Origin of the sequence: Ureibacillus sinduriensis BLB-1 = JCM 15800 (genome assembly GCF_000772955.1) — a bacterium.
GTDB classification, from domain to species: Bacteria; Bacillota; Bacilli; order Bacillales_A; family Planococcaceae; genus Ureibacillus; species Ureibacillus sinduriensis.
On sequence record NZ_JPVO01000053.1, the window covers coordinates 89,963 to 115,215 of the forward strand.

Consider the following 25,253-nt stretch of genomic DNA (forward strand, 5'->3'; position numbering starts at 1 on the left):
TTGGTCTTTATAAGAACGGAATTTTTTAAAAATTAGCACTTTTAGAAGAAGGTGGATAAATGAAAGTTTTTTTCAAGTTAAATTGGTTTTTTAAGTTGAGGAAAAAAGAATATGTGATTGGTTTGACCATGCTCGCACTGGTCGCAATTCTAAATCTGATCCCTCCAAAAGTGATCGGCTATGTAATTGATGAAATGGGAAGCGGGGAGTTATCCCCCAGATCACTTGCAAAATGGATAGGGATCATAGTTGCTGTTGCGATTCTGATCTACATCATGCGTTACTATTGGAGACGTATGATATTTGGCTCATCGAATTATTTAGCAAAAATACTGCGTCAAAAACTTTTCCGCCATTTTACAAATATGAGTCCGTCATTTTATCAACAGCGACGAGTTGGTGATTTAATGGCACACGCCACAAATGATATTGCAGCAGTTCAGCAAACGGCAGGCGGGGGTGTCCTAACTCTATTCGACTCAGTTACTACAGGAGGTTTCGTCATTTTGGCCATGGCATTCACAATCGATTGGCGTTTAACTCTAATTGCCTTGATTCCCATGCCGTTGATGGCCGTATCGACAAGCTACTATGGTAAGCTGCTTCATTCCAGGTTTCGGGAAGCTCAAGCAGCATTCTCCGATCTAAATGACAAAACACAGGAGAGCATATCGGGAATCAAAGTTATCAAAACCTTTGGGCAGCAAGAGGAAGATACAGCCGATTTCACTCGTTTATCAAATGATGTAGTGGATAAAAACATGAAGGTTGCTCGCATTGATTCATTGTTTGATCCAACCATCAGTTTAGTCATAGGTCTTAGTTTTATGCTGAGTCTTGGATTTGGTGCAAAGTTTATTTATGAAGATACCATGACGATAGGTGATCTGGTCGCGTTTAATACGTACCTGGGCTTGCTCGTTTGGCCGATGCTGGCCTTTGGCATGCTTTTTAATATTATGGAACGTGGCTCAGCTTCCTATTACAGAATTGAGCAGCTTCTTTCGGTTCCAGTTGAAATCGATGATATGGTAGATGCTCTTGATGTAAAACCGAATGGAGATATTTTATTTGACATACAGCAATTCAAGTTCCCCGGCGATCAAGCAAATGCATTGCACAATGTCCACTTTATGTTAAAACGCGGGGAAACATTAGGGATTGTAGGCAAAACCGGTTCTGGAAAAACAGCCATTCTGAAGCTTTTATTACGTGAATTTGAAGGCTATACAGGGGAAATCAAATTTGGCAGCCATTCAATAGCTCAATATAAAAAACAAAGACTAAGAGAGTCTATAGGATATGTTCCGCAAGATCACTTTTTATTTTCCGCCTCCATTTTCGAAAATATCGCATTCAATAACCCGAATGAGAAAATGGAACAGGTGGAACGCATCGCAAGAATTGCACATATACACGAAGATATTCTGCGTTTCTCTGAAGGGTATGAAACGGTTGTAGGTGAACGTGGTGTTTCCTTGTCAGGTGGACAAAAACAAAGAATATCTATAGCCCGTGCACTGATGTTGAACCCCGAACTCCTGATATTGGATGATTCATTATCAGCCGTGGATGCAAAAACCGAAGAAGCAATACTTAAATCACTAAAGGAAGCAAGAGAGGATGCTACAACAATTATTACTTCCCATCGTTTAAGTGCGATAGAACACGCCCATTTAATCATTGTCATGCATGAAGGAACAATTGTGGAAAAAGGCAGCCATAACGAACTGATGTCATTACGAGGTAAATATTTTGAAATGTATCAATTGCAGCAACTGGAAAGACTCGTGGAAAAGGGAGGGGAAGTGAATGAAAAATAAGCTTGCCTTTTCAAGTAAAGAACAAACACAGATACTCTTTAGGCTGCTTTCTTATTTGAAACCGCATAAAAAAGCAGTAGTACTTGCCCTGTCCTTGTTGATGCTGACCGTGATAGGGGACGTACTGGGTCCATACCTCATTGGTATATTTCTTGATGATCATGTGGCAAAGAATCAATTCGAGCTAGAGCCTATCATTTTTCTGGCAGTTTCTTATTTTGTTATTCAAATTCTGAATGTAGTCATTTCCTATATACAATTAGTAAAATTTCAGGAGATTGCTTTAAAAGTTATTCAGCAATTGCGGATAGATGTCTTCTCGAAAATTCATAGGCTTGGCATGAAATATTTTGATGAAACACCTTCAGGATCCATTGTTTCAAGAGCTACAAATGATACGGAAGCCATAAAGGAATTATTCGTCTCCGTATTAAGTTCCTTCGTACAAGCGGCATTTCTGATTGTCGGTGTGTACATTGCAATGTTCATCTTAAATCCGTTGCTGGCACTGTATGCCCTTGTTTTGTTGCCATTAATATTTTTGGTTATTTATTTGTACAGAAAATATAGTTCAGTTATATTCATGACAATGCGTGAGAAGCTAAGTCAGCTAAATGCAAGGCTGGCAGAAAGTTTATCGGGGATGGGGATCATTCAAACATTTCGTCAGGAACAGCGTTTTTCCGATGAATTCGATAAAATCAATGAAGAGCATTATGATGCAATGATGAACAATATTAAGTTAAATAGCCTTTTACTAAGACCCGTGATAGATTTAATCTTTTTCTTGGCAATCATTATCATTTTAACTTATTTTGGGATAACTTCATTCGATACAGCAATTGAAATTGGGGTTGTTTATGTGTTCATCACTTATATCAATCGATTCTTTGAACCAATCAATAATGTAATGGAACGGTTGGCTTTCTATCAACAAGCAATCGTAGCTGCCTCACGGGTGTTTGATTTACTGGATGACGATGTAGTAGAGCCCGGTCAACAAGGACATGACTTGACGATTACGGATGGTTTCATCGAGTTCAAAAATGTCACTTTTAGCTACGATGGCAAGACGGATATATTGAAAAATATATCGTTCACTGTAAAACCTGGTGAAACGGTCGCTTTGGTGGGGCATACCGGAAGCGGAAAAAGTTCCATTATCAATCTTTTAATGCGTTTCTATGAATTTAAAGAAGGGGATATTTTAATAGATGGGAATTCCATCAAGTCCTACCCCAAGAAGGAGTTAAGAAGCAAACTTGGCTTGGTGCTGCAAGATCCATTCCTTTTTTATGGCACAATCGCAAGCAACATACGATTATTGAATCCAGATATGACAAATGAACATGTAATGGAAGCAGCCAAGTTTGTTCAAGCCGATAAATTTATCGAACAACTACCGGGGCAATACGAACAAAAGGTTTCTGAGCGGGGCTCTACCTTCTCAAGTGGACAAAGACAACTTGTTGCTTTTGCCCGTACGATTGCCACCAATCCAAAAATTCTGGTGCTGGATGAGGCGACAGCATCCATAGACACAGAAACCGAAGCGGCAATTCAAACGTCGCTGGAAAAAATGAGAAAAGGCCGTACCACGATTGCCATTGCACACCGTCTTTCAACTATTCAGGATGCAGAGCAGATACTGGTATTACATCAAGGCGAGATTATTGAAAGAGGGACACACCAGGAACTACTTGCCAAAAAAGGCCTGTATCATAAAATGTATTTATTGCAAAATGGAATTGTAGAGTAGCCATGTAAGAGAGGATGCCGCATGATTTTAGGTATCCTCTTCTTGATTCGTGATGGAAACAAACAGCATTCATATCAATGATAACTTATACTTCCAATAGCTAGAGTACTATAATTGTTTTATCTTTATCGGAACAAAATCATTTAAGAAGGTGAAATAATGAATATTGATCGTAAAGGGATACTTTATGCGGTCCTCGCATACGGTATATGGGGTGTTTTTCCGCTCTATTGGAAGCTGCTGGCCCATGTCGATAGTTTGGAAGTGTTAGTTTCAAGAGTAATTTGGTCATTTGTCTTTACTTTCCTACTGATTATTGTCATTCAGCAAAGAAAACGATTAATAGAAGACTTGAAATCGTTATGGCAAGATAAAAAACTATTCCTGTCCCTATTAGCAGCATCTTTTGTAATATCATGCAACTGGTTCCTTTACATTTATGCCGTGAACAACAATCACGTCGTTGATGCAAGTTTAGGTTACTATATCAATCCATTAATAACGATTGTATTTGGCATGATTTTCTTCAAAGAGAAACTCTCCAGACTGCAAATTGGTGCTGTAATCGTGGCATTTATCGGGGTTCTATCATTGACGGTGGGATACGGGGAAATACCATGGTTGGCTTTATTGATTGCACTAAGCTTTGCCACTTATAGCGCACTGAAAAAACAAGCTACACTCAATGCGACTCGTGGCTTGGTTATTGAGACGATGTTGATGCTTCCTGTTGCGGTTGTTTACTATATTTATATTATGTCTACTAATGATGTTTCCTTTTTACAGGTTAACTGGCAAACAGATTTTCTTCTAATACTGGGAGGAATCGTGACGGCGTTCCCATTAGTTTTATTTGCTAAAGGTGCAAAATTACTCCCACAATATGTGATTGGTTTCATCCAATATATGACTCCAACAATTGTGCTGATTTTAGGTGTGGTACTGTACGATGAACCGTTTACAAAAACAGAATTAATCTCATTTATGTTTATCTGGGGGTCAATCATATTGTTCACTTTCTCGACTATTCTTGAGACTAGGAAGAGAAACGCAATTCAACAGGAAACAGTAAATGTCGAAAGTTTATAAAGTTGGTTGAATTATTAGAATTCTATATGACTACTATTAAGTATATGTTATGATTTTGATATAAAGAAACTGCATCTTTCTCATTCATATATCTTTCACAATTTAGACAAAAATCTTCGAACCCATTTCAAAGCATTATGAATGGAATTTTGGTACGATAAAGATATTAATTGTAGGGAGAGAACACCATGAATTCAGATGTAAATTTCTTTCTAGCGTTCGGTGCAGGCTTCTTAAGCTTCATTTCACCTTGTACGCTACCGCTTTATCCTGCATTTTTGTCTTATATAACAGGCATGAGCTACGATGAATTGAAAAACGAAAAGGGTATGTTGCAAAAACGTGCGATTTTACATACGTTATTTTTTTTAATAGGTTTTTCTATTATTTTTATTGCTATTGGCTTTGGTGCATCGCTCGCACAAGAGTTTTTCTTGAACTATCAGGATTTAATGCGGCAAATCGGGGCCATTTTGATCGTAGTATTTGGCTTGATGATTGTCGGGTTATTACAAGTCGACTTTTTAATGAAGGATCGTAAGTTTCAGTTTAAAAATAGACCATCAGGCTACCTAGGATCATTATTGATCGGTATCGCATTTGCTGCAGGATGGACGCCTTGTACAGGGCCTATTCTTGCTTCAATCATTGCATTGGCCAGTACAAACCCCGAGTCGGCTATGGGATATATGCTCGCGTATTACTTTGGTTTTGCTATACCATTCTTTGTGTTATCTTTCTTCATTTCGAAACTGGGATGGATTCGCAACAACAGCCAGAAAATCGTCAAAGTGGGCGGGTATATCATGATTGCTGTCGGAATTTTATTATTCTTCAATGGACTGGATTACATTATTCGTATTTTATCTCCAATTTTTGGTGGATTTACAGGCTTCTAAATAAATTTACATGACTACTTCTAACAAACTAGTAGCTAGAATTTTTACAGAAGGGGAATGAACTATGCCAACAGTATTAATAGTAGATGATGCGCTTTTTATGAGGGTAGCGGTCGGTAATATGTTTAAAGAGTGGGGATTTGAAGTGGTGGGGGAAGCATCAAATGGCAGGGAGGCTGTCGAGTTTTACAATCAATTCAAGCCTGACCTTGTAACGATGGATATTACAATGCCCGTCATGTCAGGATTGGATGCGGTTAAGGAAATTATACCTATGCATCCGGATGCTAATATTATTATGATGACAGCTCTTGGACAACAGAGAATCATTGTTGAAGCTATTGAAGCTGGCGCTAAGGACTTTATCACCAAACCATTTGAAAAAAATCAGCTAAAAACAGTCGTGGATAACATATTGGGATATGACGATTAGTAGAGATAGTGTTATTTCTACAGATAACAGTGTAGGCAAAGTTGACATTCCGCTTTGCCTGCACGTTTTTTTAATCGTTTCAGTATAATTTTCATTTATGTTATATGGAACTTTGCTATTTGTGGAAAAATGTTGTTAAATACGGTATTATCAATACGTTATTTATCATTCATGCAATAAAAGGATATATAGCAAGAAAAAAGGTAATGATAATACCAGTAGAGAGAGATTGACAGAGGAGGGAAGAGTTATGTTGGCAAATATACCTTCTCAATATTTTATTATTGGATCAACAATAATGGCATTTTTAATGGGTTTATTTGTGATGGTTGTTCGAATTCGTTCTCAAAAGAAACCTGTTAATGCGAAAAAAATTTTAATTCCCCCAATAGCCATGTCATCGGGGGGGCTAATGTTTATTTTCGAAGAGTTTCGCGTTACACCTATTCAAATTTTAGAAGCGGTTGCAGTAGGGGTTTTATTTTCAACGATCTTGATTGCCACGTCAAAATTTGAAGTACGAGATGCCGAAATTTATATGAAACGTTCCAAGGCATTTTTCTTTATTTTAGCCGGTTTATTGATCTTCCGAGTTCTATTGAAGGTGTACCTATCGGATTCGTTTGATGTCGGGGAACTTGCTGGAATGTTCTGGATATTGGCATTTTCCATGCTCTGGCCTTGGCGGATAGCTATGTACTTCCGATATAAGAAAGTTGAAAAGTCTTTAATTGCAGCTTAAAACGAAATGGGACCTTCTATATTGGAAGGTCCCATTTCGTTTTAGCTATGTAACAATGTTACTCAAAATAATGTTCAAATGGCGTAACATCAATATTTAGTTCATCTAGTTTCTTTCTCAGAAATTTATGGTCGCGTTTTGGAGTTGCGATAATGTAACCTCTGATTAGTAAATCATTTGTAATCGATTTCGCTTTTTCTTTTAAAGCAATTTCCCCGATCGTCCCTGCGATTTTCTCTTTAGCAACCTGACGGAAAATATCAGGTACCGGGCTGACTAACTCATTTAGCAATTCCTTTGCATCGTCTCCCCATAAATGAATTGTTTTATCTAAATAATATTTCTGCCAATCTAAATCCGATTTACCATCTTTCTTAGGTAATGCTTTTAAAAATTTACGGAACATAAAGAATCCGCCAATCCCCATTAATGTAATTAAGACGACTACCCAAAATAGGATAAACCACAAAAACCAACCTTCTAAGTTGCTCAATCCGTTCACCTCTTTAATTTCACTATTTCTTATTATAAAAGGAACTAGAAAAGTTTTCACTTTAAATGTCTCTTTTTTTAAAGAAAATAGATATTTATTTAAGTGAAAGGAGGTGATGAACATGGCAGCATTTAATTTTGATAGTGCCTCACTAAAAATCTCTTATGTAACAGGAGTAAACGAACAAGGCAAGGCAATCGTCACTTCAAAAACGTATCGCAATGTGCGCGATAATGTTGAAGCTTCAGTAGTGTTATCAGTTGTACAAGCTATTGCAAGTCTATCAAGATATGATTTTTTATTAGCTGAAAAAACCGAGACAGAAACTGTGGATGCGTAAAAATAATAATGAAAGGGAAGATTTAATTGACACAAGTATTGGTATTAAAGTTTGATGCGGGAAACGGCAAAACGATGACATTGACCGTAGATGAACCAAGGGATAACCTAACTCCAACGGAAGTTGAAGATGTCATGCAAAAAATTATTGCTTCAAATATTTTTCACCATAGCGGAAGCAGTCTGATTGCTATAAACCAAGCACGAATTGTGGAACGTACGGTCTCTGAAATTCAATTCATTGATAGGAATTAATGAATAAGAGTCAGTCGACAAAATCCTTTGCAGGTTTTGTCGGCTTTCTCTTTAGTATAAACTTGAAGGAGGGGTTGATTTGGAAGAATGGGTTCGTTTCATTCAAGAAATAGGTTTTCCAATCGTGGTTTCTTTTTATTTGTTGTACCGCATTGAAACCAAGCTTGAAGCAATACACTCCGTTCTCGTTTCAATCAATCATCAATAATCTATAAGTTCAATTCAAATTGCAAGATGTGTTTCAGTCACAAATTTGTTCGATATGTACGATTTGATTGGTTGTGTGTCTCCAAATATTCCGATAAGATGATAGAGGGAAAGAGGAGTTGAATAATGGTGAAGAAGAAATTAATAGGTCTTTTCGGAATACTGATACTTTCTGTAGTATTAAGTGCATGCAGCAATTATAAATTTAAAGCAGATACAGAATACGTGATTGAAGATTTCACTGTAACCAACCATAAAGGTGAAGAAGTATCTCTGGATACCTTTAAAGGAAAGCCTTGGTTAGCTATGTTCATTTTTACGAATTGTACAACGATTTGTCAGCCGATGACATTCAATATGACTGAAATTCAAGCAGCATTGAAAGAACGTGGAGTAGAAGATTATAATATTGTTGGATTCTCTGTGGATCCTGCAAATGATACACCTGAAGTGTTATCTGGATATCTAAGTCATTTCACGCTAACAGATGAATCTAAATGGAACTTAGTGACGGGTTATGACCAAAAGTGGATCGAACAATTCGCTTTAAACTCTTTCAAATCATTGGTAAAAATGCCGACTGAAGGAGATCAGGTTATACATGGCTCCAGCTTTTACCTAGTCGATGAAAATGGCGTGGCCGTCAAAAGCTATGCAGGTTCTGAGGATGTACCGGTGGATACAATTGCCATTGATATCGAAACTTTAATTGAAGAACGGTTAGGAAAATAAAATGAATTTAAAAAGCCAGAATTCTTATAATTTGGCTTCTGTGTGTAGGCAATGTCGATATTTGACAACGTCTACACATTTTTTTGGGGGGTTCTTTCTATAAATGAAAGATTATTACCCAGACAGTCGAGGAAACGCATCGGATACAAGATGGACAAGTAAGTGTAGTCCTGACTAGTGAGATGTTTGTGACGGGGTGGATCGTGACAACCAACGCGAGATCCAAGCGTTTATCAACAGTCTGAAGGTCAACTTTTTAGAGTCTGCATTATATTGTTCAACATATATTTGATGCATCGAATCCGTGATAATACAGTTAGAGCCTTGATGGAACCTACAAACATATGTGTCCCATATAAAGGGATTAAAAAAAGCATGCAATTCATTTAGTTGCATGCTTTTTTATTATTTAACCCGAACTTAAGGGTGATTTATTGAAATTCTGTTCTTAACTGTTCGAATACTTGATTTAAATCGGCGATGATGTCCTCGGTTTCTTCTATACCAACAGAAAAGCGGAGTAAACGATCATCCACGCCACGAGCAATACGTTCTTCGTATGGAATGTCTGCATGTGTTTGAGTGGCAGGGTATGTAATAAAGCTTTCAACTCCGCCCAGGCTCTCTGCAAATGTAATCAATTGAATTTTTTGAAGAAATGGATTTATCATCTCGGCACTCTTTAAGCGGAAAGAAAGCATACCGCCTTTGCCAGTGTATAGCACATCTGTAACTAGTGGCTCTGTTTCTAAATAAGCGGCTACTTTTTTGGCGTTTGAATCATGCTGTTTCAAACGCAAATGCATTGTCTTCAAACCACGGATTACTAACCAACTATCCATCGGTGACAGCACCAGTCCCACCCCGTTATGTGCAAATGCCAGCTTTTCACATAATTCTTTTCCTTTTGCCACTACTAAACCTGCTAATACATCGTTATGTCCTGCAATATACTTCGTTGCACTATGAAGTACAATGTCGGCGCCATGTTTGATAGGTCGTTGGAAGTATGGAGTATAGAAAGTGTTGTCTACAATAAATAGCAAATTATGTTGTTTGCATATACTTGCAAAGCTGTCGAGATTGAATTCAATCATCAACGGGTTTGTCGGTGTCTCCAAAAGAATTGCTTTTGTATTTTCATTAATTAATCCTTCCACATCTTCCAGTGAGGAGAAATAGACAGGATTAATATTATAGGTTTCACCGAACGTTTTTAATAATCGATATGTACCGCCATAAATATCGTCCGGAACGATAATTTCATCACCGGGCTTGAATAGAGATAAGATGAGCTGTACTGCGGCCATCCCGGAGCTGCATGCAAAAGCTGCATCCCCATTTTCCAAGTCGGCAATACCATTTTCCAAAATCTCACGTGTAGGATTTTTCGTGCGGGTATAGTCATAGCCAGTGGATTGTCCAATTCCAGCATGCTTATACGCTGTTGACATGTAGATTGGAGGATTGACAGCTCCTGTTTTAGGATCGCTTAAGTTACCTAATTGCACTAGTTTCGTTTCGATTGAACGTTTCGTCACTTTTCTCACTCTTTTCTTAAATACATTCACACAATATTGTGATATATCAATTTTATTGATTATTAATACAATTTATCATGTTAAAGTGCTGAAGACAATACTCTCCGTGCAGAATTAATTAGTTATACCTCAAAAATCAATAAAAATTAATAAAAGGGCGGAGAAACCGTTTCGGTTAGCGCCGCCTCATTTTTTATGCTTGTTGTTTTTTCAGCAAGTCTCTGATTTCCTTTAAAAGTTCTTCTTTCGAATCCAATTCCGGTGTTGCAGGTTCTTCTGCAACTTCCTCTTTCTTTTTGCGGTTGATTCGATTAATGATTCGGAGGGCCATAAAGATTGAAAAGGCGATAATTAAAAAATCGAGTATCGATTGAATAAAGACACCCAATTTCACTTGAGCTTCACCAGAACCAAACATAAAACTTTCAGTTAGATCAATTCCGCCTGTCAACACTCCGACAATAGGCATAATAACGTTTTCAACCAGAGAGGTGACAATTTTACCGAAAGCACCTCCGATCACAACCCCGATTGCCAGATCAAGTATATTTCCCTTCATTGCAAATTCTTTGAATTCGTTCCACATTTTTAGCATCTCCTTGCACATTCATATTTACTTAGTATAAAATTGTATTTTCAAAGAATCTACAAATCATTCATATAATTGCTTTTAAACATACCGAAAGTCATAAAAACATTAACGAAACTACTGTGGGTGTCAAATAAGGATGAATCATAAAAAAAAGAAGAGAAAAAAACCATTATTAAGTGCGGGTGTAAAAATATTCCTAATCATGTTATTAATCCCCATCTCGATTATCGTTTATTCACTCGTCTTCCTTACATGGGAGAACATAAGGAATTTGCCCATAATCCAAAACCTATCTCCAAATGAAATGGAAAACGTCCAAGAGGATTTTGATCTTCAAATACCAGAGGAATATATCCCTGTTTATATGTCTGCAGCGGAAACCTATAGTATCCCTTGGACACTTTTGGCTGCTCATCATCGTGTGGAAACAAGATTTTCTACAATGAAATCCCTAGTGTCGCCCGTTGGTGCGGAAGGGCATATGCAATTTATGCCTTGCACATTTGTCGGCTGGAGTCATCCGACATGTTCGGGTTTGGGTGAAGGCGACATACCAGAAGAAGAAAAAACAGATCCTAAAATCATTGAAAAATATGGTGGATACGGTGTTGATGCAAATGGGGATGGTATTGCAGATCCATTTGATATTGAGGATGCAATTTTTAGTGCAGCAAATTATCTATCCCAATCAGGCGCCTCAAAAGGGGAATTGAAAAAGGCAATATTCAATTATAACCATAGTGAAGAGTATGTGGATAATATTTTATACTACTACCATCAATATGAGGAACTTAGTGGTGAATTGATCCAAAAGGTTTATTGACATTGACCAGATTGTGCCTTTTGGCAACTTAAAAAAACCCAACTGCTGTTTAATGCAGTTGGGTTTTTTACTTCATTCATTCAAGTTGCTTTACGCATTGAACGCATGATTAAGCTTACGATAAAGATAAGAACGATTGCACCAATTAGAGCAGGGAAGACGTGGAAATCAGAGACTTGCCAACCCCAGTTTCCTAAAACTGCACTACCTATCCAAGAACCAACAATCCCTGCTACGATATTACCAATAATTCCACCAGGAACATCTCTACCGATAATCACTCCTGCTAACCAACCTAGTACTCCACCAATAATTAAATACCAAATGAAACTCATCATATGATTGTCAACTCCTTTTTCTTTATTAAAAGCGTGTAGTAACTTATATCCATAATTCCGTAAGGTTAAACTTAATTAATTTACACGTACTAGTTAATACAGCTTTTCAATATGTAATATGCACAATTTTTAGTAAACAAATGCATAAAGATTTTCTGTTAAGATTAATATTTATAGCTTCTAAAAAATATGATGTTCACAATTTGTTCAAAATATTTTGATTTTTCAAAAACAAAGGAGTATAATTTCTTCAAGCAGTAAAAATAATCTATTATAATGAGGTGTTTTATATGAACATGAAAGTAATGAAAAAGTTAAATCGCCAAGGATTTGCTATTGCTTTGCTCCACGCCGTCATATTGCTAAACCTCTCATTTGATCTGTTATATGTGAACTAAAAAAATCTAGAAGAGCCTAGCTTAACATAGCTAGGCTTCAGCGTTTAGACAAAGTCGATCTTCGACTTTGACTAAACGTTTTTTTAGGATTTTTCCTTCAATGAAAGTTTATCCAGACTGTCTTGAAAACGCTTGGCAGACAAGGCGGGCAGTCGAGTGAAGAGATGAATAGAACAAAACGTTCATGAGGGGACGAACGAGACAACTAACGCAGGATGAAAGCGTTTGGCAACAGTCTGAAGCCTAGCTTAGCATAGCTAGGCTTTATTAATTACGAAGACTTTGGAATCTTACACCTCTATGGTACTAAAGTCGATTTTAAAAACGCAATGAACAATAGTACGTGTATGGAAGTTCACGGTAAAAGTATTTATTGCAATTTTGTGAAAAAATTAACTAAAACAGAAAAATATATACAATAGCAAGTATGTAAACGATTTCATTATTTATGAATTTTTAGAATTTTATAAATAATTGCAAAAATCATATTGACTATGCACTCTTTTTTGTACTATGATAGCAACAATTTAAGAAGTTCGTTAATTGGAAAACGAACAAAATCAAGTAAGACAATAGTGGCTGATTTAAACAATAATTCTATCTATCTCTTTTTAAAGTAATAGATATTCATGAGGGGCGTTTCAAAATGAGAAGTGACATGATTAAAGTAGGGGTTGATCGTGCTCCTCACCGTAGTCTTTTATATGCTACAGGGAAAGTGAAGGCTAAAGATCTAGGAAAGCCATTTATCGGTGTATGCAATTCATATATCGATATCATTCCAGGACATGTACATTTACGTGGGTTTGCGGATGTGGTAAAAGAAGCGATTATTGAAGCAGGTGGAATTCCATTCGAATTTAACACGATCGGCGTTGATGATGGAATTGCGATGGGCCACATTGGTATGCGTTATTCATTGCCAAGCCGGGAATTAATTGCTGACTCGGCTGAAACAGTCATTAATGCACATTGGTTTGATGGGGTATTTTACATACCAAATTGCGATAAAATTACACCAGGAATGCTTATGGCTGCTGTACGTACAAATGTACCATCCATCTTTGTATCAGGTGGACCTATGGAAGCGGGGGTTTCCGCTTCAGGCAAGCAACTATCTTTAACATCTGTTTTTGAAGGGGTAGGAGCCCATAAATCCGGTAACATGTCTGCTGAGGAGTTGCTGGATATCGAGAATAATGCATGTCCAACATGCGGTTCCTGCTCGGGGATGTTTACAGCCAACTCAATGAACTGCTTAATGGAAATGCTTGGGGTAGCTCTTCCCGGGAACGGTACGATTGTGGCAACAAGTGAACAGCGCCATGAACTAATTAAAGAAGCGGCCAAACAATTGGTCCGCATGGTCAAAGAAGATATTAAGCCTCGAGATATCATCACTAAAGAGGCGATCGACGATGCTTTTGCTTTGGATATGGCAATGGGTGGATCCACCAATACGGTTCTCCATACTTTAGCGATTGCAAACGAAGCGGAAATAGATTACAACCTGGAAGATATTAACGCGGTTGCTTCACGTGTTCCTTACTTGGCTAAAATTATGCCCGCATCCGATATTTCAATGGATGATATAAATAAAGCGGGCGGTGTCAGTTCTATCATCAATGAGTTAACAAAGATACCTGGAGCAATTCATCCAGATCGAATTACGGTGGCTGGGCAAACAATGCGTGAACTTGTGAAAGACCATAGGATAACGAATGACCAAGTGATTCGTACAGTAGATAATCCATATAGTCCAGTCGGTGGTTTATCGGTGCTGTTTGGCAACCTTGCACCTGAAGGTTCTGTTATTAAGGTAGGGGCTGTTGATCCTTCAATCCAAACTTTTGTTGGAGATGCTATTGTGTTTGATTCGCAAGATGAAGCACAAGCCGCAATAGATGAAGGGATAGTGAAAGAAGGGCATGTGGTTGTCATACGCTATGAAGGGCCAAAAGGTGGACCGGGTATGCCTGAAATGCTCGCGCCAACATCAGCAATTATGGGGCGCGGCTTGGGAACGAAGGTAGCTTTGATTACAGATGGACGTTTTAGCGGGGCATCCCGTGGTATTTCAATTGGTCACATTTCACCTGAAGCAGCTGAAGGCGGTCCAATTGCACTAATCGAGAACGGTGATAAAATTATCATTGACTTGCCGAACAGAACGATAAATTTAGATGTATCAGAAGAAGTATTATCTGAACGTCGTAAGAGCTTAAAGCCATTTGAGCCAAAAATTAAAACTGGTTGGCTGGCAAGATATTCAAAACTTGTAACAAACGCTTCTAAAGGCGGCGTAATGAAAATATAATTCATCTGATTAAAGTTTTAATCGTATAATTGATTAAAGTGATGCTTATAAAGTTGTAAATGAATAGATTGAATTCGATGATGAGGTAAAAGGGTATAGAGCCTTGTATCTACCAGAGAGTCGGTATTGCTGGAAGCCGACGATACAACTATATTCGACATCCCCTCGGAGTGAGCTATTAAACGCTTAAGCCATTAGATAGCTCCGGGCATATTTCGAAATGCTCGTTATCAATGAATAGTCTGCCTAATCTGGTTGCATACTGAATTTTTTATCTATTTAAAATGTTCAGTACAGATAGGTAATCCTGCTATTCACGAGGTAGCTTTTTAGCTATGAACAAGGGTGGTACCATGAAAGTCTTTTTCATCCCTACGTAAAGGTTTTCTTTGCGTTGGATAAAAGGGCTTTTTTATTTTTCTAAGATTAAGGGAGGAGTTAACAAATGGCTGCTAACGTATCCACAACAAATGAAAAAACAGATAAAACTGAAACAAGTCAAATGCATAGTGAAGAAAAAAATAAACCGAGAAACGGTGCAGATATTTTAATTCAAGCACTGCATGATCAAAATGTCGACATTGTTTTTGGTTATCCTGGTGGTGCCGTCCTGCATGTATATGATGCACTGTACAGAAATCCAATACGGCATATTCTTACACGTCATGAACAAGGTGCAATCCATGCAGCAGAAGGTTATGCCCGTGTTCTAAATAAAACGGGGGTTGTCATCGCAACGAGCGGTCCCGGTGCTACAAACCTCGTAACAGGGATTGCAGATGCGATGATCGATTCAATTCCATTGGTAGTTTTTACTGGCCAAGTAGCTACACACGTTATTGGTTCAGATGCATTCCAGGAAGCGGACATCATGGGCATTACGACACCCATTACGAAGCATAATTATCAAGTCCAAGATGTAAACGACATTCCGAGGATTGTTAAAGAGGCATTTCATATTGCAAACAGTGGCCGCAAAGGTCCTGTCTTGATTGACTTTCCTAAAAATATATCCGCTTCGATCTTCGATGAGGCATTGGCCGAAGCAAATAGGGAAGAAGAATTATATTTACCGGGTTACCAGCCGAATATAAAGCCAAATTTCCTGCAAATTCAAAAAGCAATCCAGGCTATCGGCGGCTCAAAACAACCATTGATTTTAGCAGGCGCAGGTGTTTTATTTGCAGATGCACGTCATGAATTAACTGAATTTGCTGAAAAGTACAAATTACCTGTTATCAACACATTGCTCGGTTTGGGAAGTATCCACGGACAACATGAATTAAACTTTGGAATGGCAGGAATGCACGGCGCTGCTGTTGCAAATGATGCGATACAAAAAGCGGATCTGCTCATCAATATCGGAGCCAGGTTCGATGATCGTCTCACAGGGGATACAAAGCTATTTGCTCCAAAAGCAACCATCATTCATATTGATATCGATCCTGCTGAGATCGGCAAGAATATACCAACCGATATACCAATTGTTGCCGATGCGAAAGAAGCTTTAAAAGCCCTTTTAAAGAATGATTTTGATGGACCGGATACGTCGGAGTGGTTATCTTACTTAAACGAAAAACAACAAGACACTCCTTACTGGTATGTAGAGGATGAAAATGAAATTTTGCCGCAGCAAATCATCGAGATGGTCCACTCCATCACTAATGGGGATGCAGTAGTAACTACCGATGTAGGTCAGCATCAAATGTGGGCTGCTCAATATTATAAATTGAATCATGATCATCAATGGGTTACTTCCGGAGGGCTTGGAACGATGGGCTTTGGCTTCCCAGCCGCAATTGGTGCTCAATTTGCCAAACCTGATAAAAAAGTAATTACGTTTTGTGGTGATGCCGGCTTTCAAATGACGCTACAAGAACTTGCTTTGCTAAATGAATATAACTTGCCGGTAAAAGTTGTCATTGTCAACAACGGTGCACTTGGCATGGTGCGCCAATGGCAAGAATTATTCTATGACGGACGCTATTCCCAAAGTCTAATGCCGGTTCAACCAGACTTCGTTAAATTAGCAGAAGCTTATGGAGTAAAAGGTTACCGCATTAACACGATGGAAGAAGCACAATCGATTTTGGAAGAGGCATTAAATTCTGATGAGCCTGTAGTGATTGATGCACGAGTGAAACAATTAGAAAACGTCTATCCAATGGTACCAGCAGGAAAATCTCTGGATGATATTGTAGGGGTGAAGAAATTTTGAAACGAGTGATAACAGTTACGGTTTTAAACCAAAGCGGTGTACTAAACAGAGTGACGGGTCTTTTGATGAAACGTCAATTTAATATTGAATCAATCACGGTTGGTCATACAGAACAAATAAATATATCAAAAATGACGTTTGTTGTCCACGTTGCAGATGAAACAAAGCTGGAGCAGTTAATCAAGCAATTATCCAAGCAAATTGATGTCTTGAAAGTAAACGATATTACTGAAAAATCAATTGTTTTAAGAGAATTAGCCTTAATTAAAGTTGTTTCTCCGGCTAATCTCAGAAATGAAATGAACTCCATCGTGGATCCTTTTAGACCACAAATTGTTGATACTTCCAAAAATTTTGTCACCTATCAAGTAGTCGGTCAACCTGACAAAATCGATGCTTTTATTGAATTGATTCGACCGTATGGCATCAAGGAGCTGACTCGAACAGGTGTTACGGCATCTGTTCGTGAAACTCAACCAGTTGAAACACCGCAACTTTCTATTCTTAAGTAACTGTTACTTAATTGATAGTTAGGATATATCGATGACACGTTTTACAGCGTGTTATCTAGCATTAAAAAAATAGAACCCAATATTAGGAGGAAATGAAAATGACAAAAATGTACTATCAAAACGAAATCAATGAGGCTCCATTAAAGGAAAAGAAAATCGCAATCATCGGTTATGGTTCACAAGGTCATGCACACGCACAAAACTTAAAGGATTCAGGATTTAATGTAGTAGTTGGAGTTCGTCCTGGTAAATCTTTTGAGCAAGCTAAGGAAGATGGGTTGGAAGTGAAAACTGTCGCTGAAGCTGCTGCTGAAGCAGATATCATCCAAATCTTGCTTCCGGATGAAAGACAAAAACAAGTTTATGAGGAAGAAATCGCTCCAAATCTTGAACCAGGTAAAGCTTTAATGTTCGCGCACGGTTTCAATATTAACTTCGACCAAATTGTACCGCCATCTGATGTGGACGTTTTCTTGGTAGCCCCAAAAGGTCCCGGACACCTAGTTCGCCGTACTTATGTTCAAGGTGCAGGGGTACCTGCGTTATTTGCAATCTATCAGAATGCTACTGGTGAAGCGCGCGATTTGGCTTTGGCTTACGGCAAAGGAATCGGTTCAGCTCGTGCGGGAATGTTGGAAACTACGTTCAAAGAAGAAACAGAAACTGATCTTTTCGGGGAACAAGCGGTTCTTTGTGGAGGAACAACTGAACTAATCAAAGCAGGCTTCGAAACATTAGTAGAAGCAGGCTATCAACCGGAATTAGCCTATTTTGAAACATTACATGAATTAAAACTGATTGTAGACCTAATCTACGAAGGTGGTATGGAAACAATGCGCTACTCCGTTTCCGACACAGCCGAGTGGGGAGATTATGTATCAGGTCCCCGTATCATTGATTCATCAGTGAAAGCGCGCATGAAAGAAGTATTAACTGATATCCAGGACGGTACCTTTGCGAAAGATTGGATTAAAGAAAACGAAACTGGTAGACCACGTTACTCCGCATACAAAAAAGCGGGTGCAGATCACCAAATCGAGCAAGTTGGGGCTAAATTACGTGAAATGATGCCATTCATCAATGAAGGCAAGAAAAAAGTGGTGATTAAGTAGTGCGCAAGATTGATATTTTTGATACAACGCTGCGTGATGGAGAACAATCAGCCGGCATTAACTTGAATACAGCAGAGAAAATTGAGATTGCCAAGCAACTGGAACGCCTAGGTGTCAGTATTATTGAAGCAGGATTTCCAGCAGCAAGCCCGGGCGATTTCGAAGCGGTCAATAAAATTGCAAAAACAGTAAAGAATTCCATTGTTACTGGTCTTGCACGCTGTGTGAAAAGTGATATTGATGCCACTTGGGAAGCGATAAAAGAAGCCGAACAACCTCATATTCATGTATTTTTGGCGACAAGTCCGATTCATATGGAATATAAATTGAAAAAATCGCCAGACCAGGTTGTCGAACAAGCGGTTGAAGCTGTGAAGTATGCAAAGAAATTGTTCCCGCTTGTTCAATGGTCTGCCGAAGATGGGTTCCGCTCAGACCGGGAATTTTTAGTCCGCATTATTGAAAAAGTCATTGAGGCTGGAGCAACAACAATCAATGTGCCTGATACTGTTGGCTATGCATCACCACAAGAGTATGGAGAACTTTTCAAATTCTTGCGTGAAAATGTCCATGGTTCAGAAAAAGTGAAGTTTTCGGCACACTGCCATGATGATCTAGGAATGGCTGTAGCCAACTCAATTGCTGCGATTCAAAATGGTGCTGACCAGGTTGAATGTACAATCAATGGGATTGGGGAACGTGCCGGTAATGCGTCATTAGAGGAAATCGGTGTTGCCATGCATATAAGAAATGATTTCTACCAAGTGGAAACTGGATTGAACCTTAAAGAAATCAAACGAACTTCCCAATTGGTCAGCAGATTAACGGGCGTTGTCATTCAGCCAAATAAAGCGGTAGTAGGGAAAAATGCCTTTGCACATGAATCAGGCATACACCAAGATGGTGTCCTGAAAAATAAAGAAACTTATGAAATTATATCACCTGAACTAGTCGGAGAAGCTGAAGTTCCTTTAGTGCTGGGTAAACACTCCGGTCGCGCTGCATTCCGCGATCGCGCCGAAAAAATGGGCTTTGACCTATCGGACGAAAAACTAAATAAAGCCTTCCAGGAATTCAAAAAACTAGCTGACCGCAAAAAGGAAATTACGGAAGTAGATTTAATGACATTACTGACGGAGCAGCAGGTTTCCGTCGAAGATGTGCCATTATTCGAATTGAAATCAGTTCAAGTTTCTTATGGTACAGAAAATATTCCTACCGCGACTGCTTCTGTAGTAACGCCGGAAGGAGAGTTGAAAACTTTGGCTGCCACTGGTTCCGGATCAGTCGAAGCAATTTGCAATACACTTGAGCAATTGGTGAATGGCACAGTCAATATCCTAGATTTCCGTGTGAAATCGGTAAGTAAAGGTAGAGATGCGCTTGGGGAAGCAGTCGTGAATTTACGATACAACGGCTATACCTCAACTGGTCGTGATGCTTCTCAGGACGTTCTTGAAGCAACCGCGAAGGCGTATTTAAATGCCATCAATCGCCATCTTATTCAAGAAAGCATTCGAGGAAAACAAACTGCAGAGGTCTAAATCGATTGTCTCTAGTAAGACAAGGGCTGTTGATTATCGAATTTGCTATAAAGAATTTTGAATTCAATTAAAAAGGAGACGCCATCAAAGATTAAGCTTTGATGGCATTTCTTTCAACTAACATTTTAGCGATAAAGCAAAGAAGGGTGTTGTTGCAGGTGGAAAAGAAAATAACGGTACTTCCTGGAGACGGTATTGGACCAGAGGTTGTTGCAGCTGCGGTAAGAGTCTTACAAGTCATCGCAAAAAGATACAAACATGATTTCCAACTGGGTTATGCAGCAATCGGTGGAGCGGCAATCGACCAATTCCATGATCCACTTCCGGAAGAAACGATTAAAATGTGCAAAGAAAGTGATGCCATTCTTCTAGGAGCGGTAGGAGGTCCGAAATGGGATAACAATCCTGCTGAATTACGTCCTGAAATTGGTTTGCTTCGAATTCGTAAAACCTTTGACTTATATGCAAATTTGAGACCGGTTAAGGCATTCCCGAGCTTGCTTGATGCCTCTCCATTGAAGCGCGAAGTGGCAGAACATGTCGATTTAATGATTGTGCGCGAACTGACTGGAGGTATCTACTTCGGTGAAAAAAACCGAACTCAATCAGAGGCAAGTGATTTGAACGTATACACTCGGGAAGAGATTGAACGAATTGTTGATAATGCATTTGCTCTGGCAAAAGTACGAAAAGGGAAGCTTTGCTCTGTTGATAAAGCAAATGTTCTGGAAACTTCCAGACTGTGGCGTCAAATTGTAGAAGAGAAAAAAGTTCAATACCCGGAAGTGACAGTCGAACATAATTTGGTTGACTCTGTTGCAATGAAGTTGATAACAAATCCAGGGCATTATGATGTTGTGGTAACAGATAATATGTTCGGAGATATCTTGAGTGATGAAGCTTCTGTTATTACCGGCTCACTGGGAGTGTTGCCTTCTGCATCCATTCGCAGTGATAATTTTGGACTTTATGAGCCTGTTCATGGTTCTGCTCCTGAAATCGCAGGCGCAGGAATTGCAAACCCAGCAGCGACCATTCTTTCCGTTGCAATGATGCTAAGGTATTCTTTTAATCTTCAAGATGAAGCGGCAGAAATTGAACGTGCCGTAAGCAGTGTATTTGATGATGGCTACTTCACAGCTGATTTAGTGAAAGATAAAGCCCGCGCATTAACGACAGATGAATGGACGGATAAAGTGATCGCTGAGATTGATACAAATTTTGTCGCAGATAGTATTATGGAATCTTATATTTAAGGGTTGGTGAAGGTAAATGGCAAAGAATATCATAGAAAAAATTTGGGATTCACACATCGTCCATCAAGAAGCTGGGAAACCGGACTTGCTTTATATTGATCTTCATCTAATTCATGAAGTTACGTCTCCTCAAGCTTTTGAAGGACTTCGTTTAGCGGGGCGTAAAGTGCGTCGGCCAGATCTTTGTTTTGCAACGATGGACCATAATGTGCCAACAAAAAATCTGCCGATCATTAATGACCCGATTGCGAAAAAACAAATTATGACATTAGCTGAAAATGCGAAAGAATTCGGAATCCAGCTTGCTGATATGGGACATCCAGATCAAGGTATTGTACACGTGATTGGGCCGGAGCTAGGGTTGACGCAGCCTGGTAAAACAATCGTTTGCGGAGACTCACATACTTCAACCCACGGTGCTTTTGGCGCTTTGGCCTTTGGTATCGGAACTTCGGAAGTTGAACACGTATTATCTACTCAAACGTTATGGCAAACAAAGCCGCCAACAATGGAAATCCGTGTGAATGGCAAATTGGGTGTCGGTGTCTCAGCGAAAGACATCATTTTGGCGATTATCGCCAAATGGGGGATTGGTGTAGGTACCGGTCACATAGTTGAATATACGGGCGAGGCAATACGCAGTCTGACAATGGAAGAACGAATGACTATCTGCAATATGTCAATTGAAGCAGGGGCAAAAGCAGGACTGATATCGCCAGATCAAACAACTGTGGATTTCATTCGAGGCCGCCGTTTCGCTCCAAAAAGCGAAAACTTTGAAACAGCAGCCAATTACTGGCTAAGTTTGGCTTCGGATGAAGGTTGTTCATATGATGTGGTGCTGGAAATCGATGCATCGGAAATTGAACCGATTGTTACTTGGGGAACAAACCCTTCAATGGGTTCTGGTGTTTCGAAAACTGTTCCATCAGCGGCAGATTTTGAATCGGAATCAGATAAAGCTGCACTGCAAAAAGCACTCTCTTATATGGGATTAAAAGAAGGGCAACCTATTTCTTCTATTGAGATACAACATGTATTTATCGGTTCGTGCACAAACTCTCGCCTATCGGACTTGCGTACGGCTGCAAGTATAATAGAAGGAAAAAAAGTGGCTCCGGGTGTGAAAGCGATCGTGGTACCTGGCTCTTACTCAACAAAAGCAGCAGCTGAAAAAGAAGGGCTGGACAAAATATTCTTGGAAGCCGGCTTTGAATGGCGTGAATCAGGTTGTTCCGCATGCCTTGGAATGAACGAAGATATAGTTCCTTCAGGGGAACGTTGTGCTTCTACATCCAATCGTAACTTCGAAGGTCGCCAAGGTGCTGGGGCACGTACACATTTAGTTAGTCCTGCTATGGCGGCAGCCGCCGCTATCGAAGGTCACTTTGTCGACGTACGCAATTATGCAACTCAAGAAGTTTAAGAGGGTAGGAGTGAGGATAAATGGAACCTATTAATATTGTGAATAGTATTATTACACCGTTAGATCGAAAAAATGTCGATACAGACCAAATTATTTCGAAAGAATTTTTAAAACGAATCGAACGTACCGGTTTTGGTCGTTATTTATTCCATCATTGGCGATTTGATGAAGATGGCAAACCGAATGCAGATTTCGTTTTAAACAAACCAGAATATAAAGGTTCACAAATACTTGTTGCGCAAGATAACTTTGGTTGCGGTTCATCGAGGGAGCATGCGCCGTGGGCTATTTTGGACTACGGATTCCGGGTGGTAATAGCGCCAAGTTTTGCGGATATTTTCCATAATAATTGTTTCAAGAATGGAATTTTACCTATCAAGTTATCAGAAACCGAGTGTGATGAACTTCTGGCAAAAGGACTACAAACTCCTTATAATGTGGAAGTCGACTTGGAGTCCCAAACTGTAACGGCATCAGATGGGAAAGTTTATCGTTTTAACATCGATCCTTACTACAAACAAATGCTTCTAAATGGCTGGGATGAGATTTCACTTACTTTCCAATATGAGTATCAGATTAAAGCGTATGAAGAAAAACGGATTGTATTTCAATAAATTAGAGTGTAGACAAAGTTGGTATTCCACTTTGTCTACACGTTTTTTTAGGTTATTCTCCTAAATGTATGATTACCCAGATTGTTTTGGAGATGCTAGGCAGGAAAGGAGGTCAGTCGAGTGAAAACCCGAATAGAATAAAACACACGGGACGTACGAGACAATCAACCAATATGAAAGCGTATTCAACAGTTTGAAGTCGCTTCACACTATCTAAAGGGAAGTGGCTTTAGTTTAGAATCGAATCGCAGTTGGGTTCGATAATTGCTTTTGTTTTTCTATATCTTCCCGATAATGATTGATCAACTCTTTTTTGGCCAGCATTTCCGCATTTTTCTCAGAGGTTGGTTTAATGTATTTTCTCTCATTTTCCAATTCAGGATAAACGTCCTTAATGATGGAGGAAGGAAGCAAAAGTAAAGTGATCATTACCAATAATACACTGCACACTATTAGAATGATTTCTGCCGGAACAAAATCATAAAGTATGCCGAATATCAAGGAACCAATAGGCATTAGTCCCATGGCCATCATTTCAAGGATACCAAACACTCTTCCGCGATAGTGTTCATCAACCTCTTTTTGCATCATGATTCCGATAGGGGTATTTGTCAAAACAGTGAAACTACCGAATAAGAACATTACCGCTAAAAAGTAGACAAATAGCAAGGTTTCTGGGAAATGGAACATAAGCGGGATGGCAATCGTTCCAACAAGCATTGATAGCCCCAAAACTGCACGTTTGGAAAATAGTAACGGGTACTTAACGTTTGATCTTGCAGCGAAGTAGACTGAAATAAGCAGCATGCCGATTGCTCCTGAGGCCTCAATAATTCCTATGAAAGAATACTCCATACTTAAAACTTCCACCAATATAAAATTCGTTCCAACACTTACAGAAGTGAAAAATAAATTCAGCCACAGAACTACCATGAGCAGGCGGGAAATGACTGGTTTAGTTTTTAAGTATCGAACCCCCTCCTTAAAGCTATTGAGCATGGACTCTTCATCTTTATTTTCACTCCGCTCTTTTGAATACAAGTTGAAATTCATGGTCGATTCCAATAAAAATGCGATCAAATACGAAATGATGTTGATAATTAAAAACATTTCCATGGACACGAATCCAAACAGCATCCCGCCTACAATGGGACCCCCGATTCCCGAAACAGACAGGGACATTTGATTGAATGACATCGCTTTTTGGAGTCTTTCCTGATCGACTAAGTTAGAGATTGAAGCAGAAAAGGCGATTGATGAAAAAGTGCTGCTAATTGTATAAAATACCGTGGTTACATAAATAGCAGCAATTGATAACTCGAAAATGAGACTGTATGCCAATAGCCCTGTAACTGATAAAACAACTCCACCCTGACCAATTAATACCACTAGTTTTCTTGGGAGACGATCGGTTAATATCCCGGCAACTGGTGATAAAATGACGCGGGGGATTATTGAAAAAACCAAGTTTGCTGCAAAGCTCAAAGCAGAGCCGGTGATTGATAAGATAAACATGCTCATTCCAAACGAATAGACATTGGCGCCTAGTGAAGAAATCATTTTACTTACTAAAAAAGTATATAAATGATAGGTAGCGCGCCTTTGTTTCATACCTTCAGCCATTTGACCATCCTTTCGCATTATGTTTAATTTAATTAAACTCATCATATTCCTTACTTTGGAAAAAATCAACCGGTAAGTTTAATTTAATTTAACTTATTTGATAAATATAGATAATTAGGTTATTATTTGTTTAATTAAACTGAAAAAATGCCGAATATTCAGATTTTT

The 25,253-nt window shown here is 38.9% G+C and carries 24 protein-coding genes; 19 read left to right on the plus strand and 5 right to left on the minus strand.

Annotated elements, in window-relative coordinates; translation table 11 throughout:
* Nucleotides 1–59 precede the first annotated feature (59 nt).
* From CD33_RS13115 to CD33_RS13140, 6 genes are all read left to right on the plus strand, one after another.
* Nucleotides 60–1,823: an ABC transporter transmembrane domain-containing protein gene (locus CD33_RS13115; protein ID WP_036201411.1), complete on the plus strand. Its 1,764-nt coding sequence runs from the start codon at nt 60–62 to the stop codon at nt 1,821–1,823.
* Nucleotides 1,813–3,582, plus strand: coding sequence for an ABC transporter ATP-binding protein (locus CD33_RS13120; protein ID WP_036201413.1), 1,770 nt, complete (start codon nt 1,813–1,815; stop codon nt 3,580–3,582). Before CD33_RS13115 ends, CD33_RS13120 begins: the two co-directional genes overlap by 11 nt.
* Nucleotides 3,583–3,741: 159 nt before the next feature.
* On the plus strand, nt 3,742–4,671 hold the full coding sequence (gene rarD / locus CD33_RS13125) for an EamA family transporter RarD (protein ID WP_036201414.1): 930 nt from the start codon (nt 3,742–3,744) through the stop codon (nt 4,669–4,671).
* A gap of 188 nt (nt 4,672–4,859) precedes the next feature.
* Nucleotides 4,860–5,570: a cytochrome c biogenesis CcdA family protein gene (locus CD33_RS13130; RefSeq protein WP_036201415.1), complete on the plus strand. Its 711-nt coding sequence runs from the start codon at nt 4,860–4,862 to the stop codon at nt 5,568–5,570.
* 64 nt (nt 5,571–5,634) lie between these two features.
* A complete protein-coding gene (locus tag CD33_RS13135; RefSeq protein ID WP_036201417.1) occupies nt 5,635–6,003 on the plus strand; it encodes a response regulator in 369 nt (122 codons plus the stop codon).
* A 250-nt stretch (nt 6,004–6,253) separates the two neighbouring features.
* Nucleotides 6,254–6,745, plus strand: a complete 492-nt coding sequence (locus CD33_RS13140; RefSeq protein WP_036201418.1) for a CcdC family protein — start codon at nt 6,254–6,256, stop codon at nt 6,743–6,745.
* A gap of 58 nt (nt 6,746–6,803) precedes the next feature.
* Here CD33_RS13140 and CD33_RS13145 read toward each other — a convergent pair whose 3' ends face one another.
* Nucleotides 6,804–7,247 carry a DUF2621 domain-containing protein gene (locus CD33_RS13145; RefSeq protein ID WP_036201609.1) on the minus strand — a complete coding sequence of 148 codons (444 nt, stop codon included), beginning with the start codon at nt 7,245–7,247 and terminating at the stop codon, nt 6,804–6,806.
* 112 nt (nt 7,248–7,359) lie between these two features.
* Here CD33_RS13145 and CD33_RS13150 point away from each other — a divergent pair, with 112 nt between their 5' ends.
* The 4 genes from CD33_RS13150 to CD33_RS13160 all read left to right on the plus strand — a co-directional run bounded on the left by CD33_RS13150 (nt 7,360) and on the right by CD33_RS13160 (nt 8,771).
* The gene (locus CD33_RS13150) at nt 7,360–7,578 is read left to right on the plus strand and encodes a DUF1659 domain-containing protein (RefSeq protein ID WP_036201419.1); all 219 of its coding nucleotides are present in this window, start codon (nt 7,360–7,362) and stop codon (nt 7,576–7,578) included.
* A 26-nt stretch (nt 7,579–7,604) separates the two neighbouring features.
* Nucleotides 7,605–7,832, plus strand: coding sequence for a DUF2922 domain-containing protein (locus tag CD33_RS13155; RefSeq protein ID WP_036201420.1), 228 nt, complete (start codon nt 7,605–7,607; stop codon nt 7,830–7,832).
* A 79-nt stretch (nt 7,833–7,911) separates the two neighbouring features.
* Entirely contained in the window at nt 7,912–8,040 is a 129-nt protein-coding gene (locus CD33_RS19940) for a YvrJ family protein (protein WP_084591356.1), read from the plus strand.
* A 128-nt stretch (nt 8,041–8,168) separates the two neighbouring features.
* Nucleotides 8,169–8,771, plus strand: a complete 603-nt coding sequence (locus CD33_RS13160) for an SCO family protein (RefSeq protein ID WP_036201610.1) — start codon at nt 8,169–8,171, stop codon at nt 8,769–8,771.
* 431 nt (nt 8,772–9,202) lie between these two features.
* On the opposite strand, the gene CD33_RS13165 is transcribed toward CD33_RS13160, so the two are convergent.
* Both CD33_RS13165 and mscL read right to left on the minus strand, forming a co-directional pair.
* On the minus strand, nt 9,203–10,312 hold the full coding sequence (locus CD33_RS13165) for a methionine biosynthesis PLP-dependent protein (RefSeq protein ID WP_036201422.1): 1,110 nt from the start codon (nt 10,310–10,312) through the stop codon (nt 9,203–9,205).
* 193 nt (nt 10,313–10,505) lie between these two features.
* Complete coding sequence (mscL, locus tag CD33_RS13170) at nt 10,506–10,898, minus strand: large conductance mechanosensitive channel protein MscL (protein WP_036201423.1); 393 nt, start codon at nt 10,896–10,898, stop codon at nt 10,506–10,508.
* A gap of 142 nt (nt 10,899–11,040) precedes the next feature.
* On the opposite strand from mscL, the gene CD33_RS13175 reads away from it, so the two are divergent.
* Nucleotides 11,041–11,727 carry a lytic transglycosylase domain-containing protein gene (locus CD33_RS13175; RefSeq protein WP_036201425.1) on the plus strand — a complete coding sequence of 229 codons (687 nt, stop codon included), beginning with the start codon at nt 11,041–11,043 and terminating at the stop codon, nt 11,725–11,727.
* An 80-nt stretch (nt 11,728–11,807) separates the two neighbouring features.
* On the opposite strand, the gene CD33_RS13180 is transcribed toward CD33_RS13175, so the two are convergent.
* Entirely contained in the window at nt 11,808–12,065 is a 258-nt protein-coding gene (locus CD33_RS13180) for a GlsB/YeaQ/YmgE family stress response membrane protein (protein ID WP_036201427.1), read from the minus strand.
* A 1,044-nt stretch (nt 12,066–13,109) separates the two neighbouring features.
* On the opposite strand from CD33_RS13180, the gene ilvD reads away from it, so the two are divergent.
* From ilvD to leuD, 8 genes are all read left to right on the plus strand, one after another.
* Nucleotides 13,110–14,780: a dihydroxy-acid dehydratase gene (gene ilvD, locus CD33_RS13185; protein WP_036201430.1), complete on the plus strand. Its 1,671-nt coding sequence runs from the start codon at nt 13,110–13,112 to the stop codon at nt 14,778–14,780.
* Between the two features lie 445 nt (nt 14,781–15,225).
* Entirely contained in the window at nt 15,226–16,998 is a 1,773-nt protein-coding gene (gene ilvB / locus CD33_RS13190) for a biosynthetic-type acetolactate synthase large subunit (RefSeq protein ID WP_036201432.1), read from the plus strand.
* Nucleotides 16,995–17,510 carry an acetolactate synthase small subunit gene (ilvN, locus tag CD33_RS13195; protein WP_036201434.1) on the plus strand — a complete coding sequence of 172 codons (516 nt, stop codon included), beginning with the start codon at nt 16,995–16,997 and terminating at the stop codon, nt 17,508–17,510. Before ilvB ends, ilvN begins: the two co-directional genes overlap by 4 nt.
* Nucleotides 17,511–17,608: 98 nt before the next feature.
* Nucleotides 17,609–18,622, plus strand: coding sequence for a ketol-acid reductoisomerase (gene ilvC / locus CD33_RS13200; RefSeq protein WP_036201436.1), 1,014 nt, complete (start codon nt 17,609–17,611; stop codon nt 18,620–18,622).
* The gene (locus CD33_RS13205) at nt 18,622–20,166 is read left to right on the plus strand and encodes a 2-isopropylmalate synthase (RefSeq protein ID WP_036201438.1); all 1,545 of its coding nucleotides are present in this window, start codon (nt 18,622–18,624) and stop codon (nt 20,164–20,166) included. Before ilvC ends, CD33_RS13205 begins: the two co-directional genes overlap by 1 nt.
* 158 nt (nt 20,167–20,324) lie before the next feature.
* On the plus strand, nt 20,325–21,422 hold the full coding sequence (gene leuB, locus CD33_RS13210) for a 3-isopropylmalate dehydrogenase (protein ID WP_036201611.1): 1,098 nt from the start codon (nt 20,325–20,327) through the stop codon (nt 21,420–21,422).
* Nucleotides 21,423–21,438: 16 nt separating this feature from the next.
* Nucleotides 21,439–22,848: a 3-isopropylmalate dehydratase large subunit gene (leuC, locus tag CD33_RS13215; protein WP_036201440.1), complete on the plus strand. Its 1,410-nt coding sequence runs from the start codon at nt 21,439–21,441 to the stop codon at nt 22,846–22,848.
* Between the two features lie 20 nt (nt 22,849–22,868).
* On the plus strand, nt 22,869–23,462 hold the full coding sequence (gene leuD / locus CD33_RS13220) for a 3-isopropylmalate dehydratase small subunit (protein ID WP_036201441.1): 594 nt from the start codon (nt 22,869–22,871) through the stop codon (nt 23,460–23,462).
* Between the two features lie 234 nt (nt 23,463–23,696).
* Here leuD and CD33_RS13225 read toward each other — a convergent pair whose 3' ends face one another.
* A complete protein-coding gene (locus CD33_RS13225; RefSeq protein ID WP_084591357.1) occupies nt 23,697–25,085 on the minus strand; it encodes an MFS transporter in 1,389 nt (462 codons plus the stop codon).
* Nucleotides 25,086–25,253: the final 168 nt, after the last annotated feature.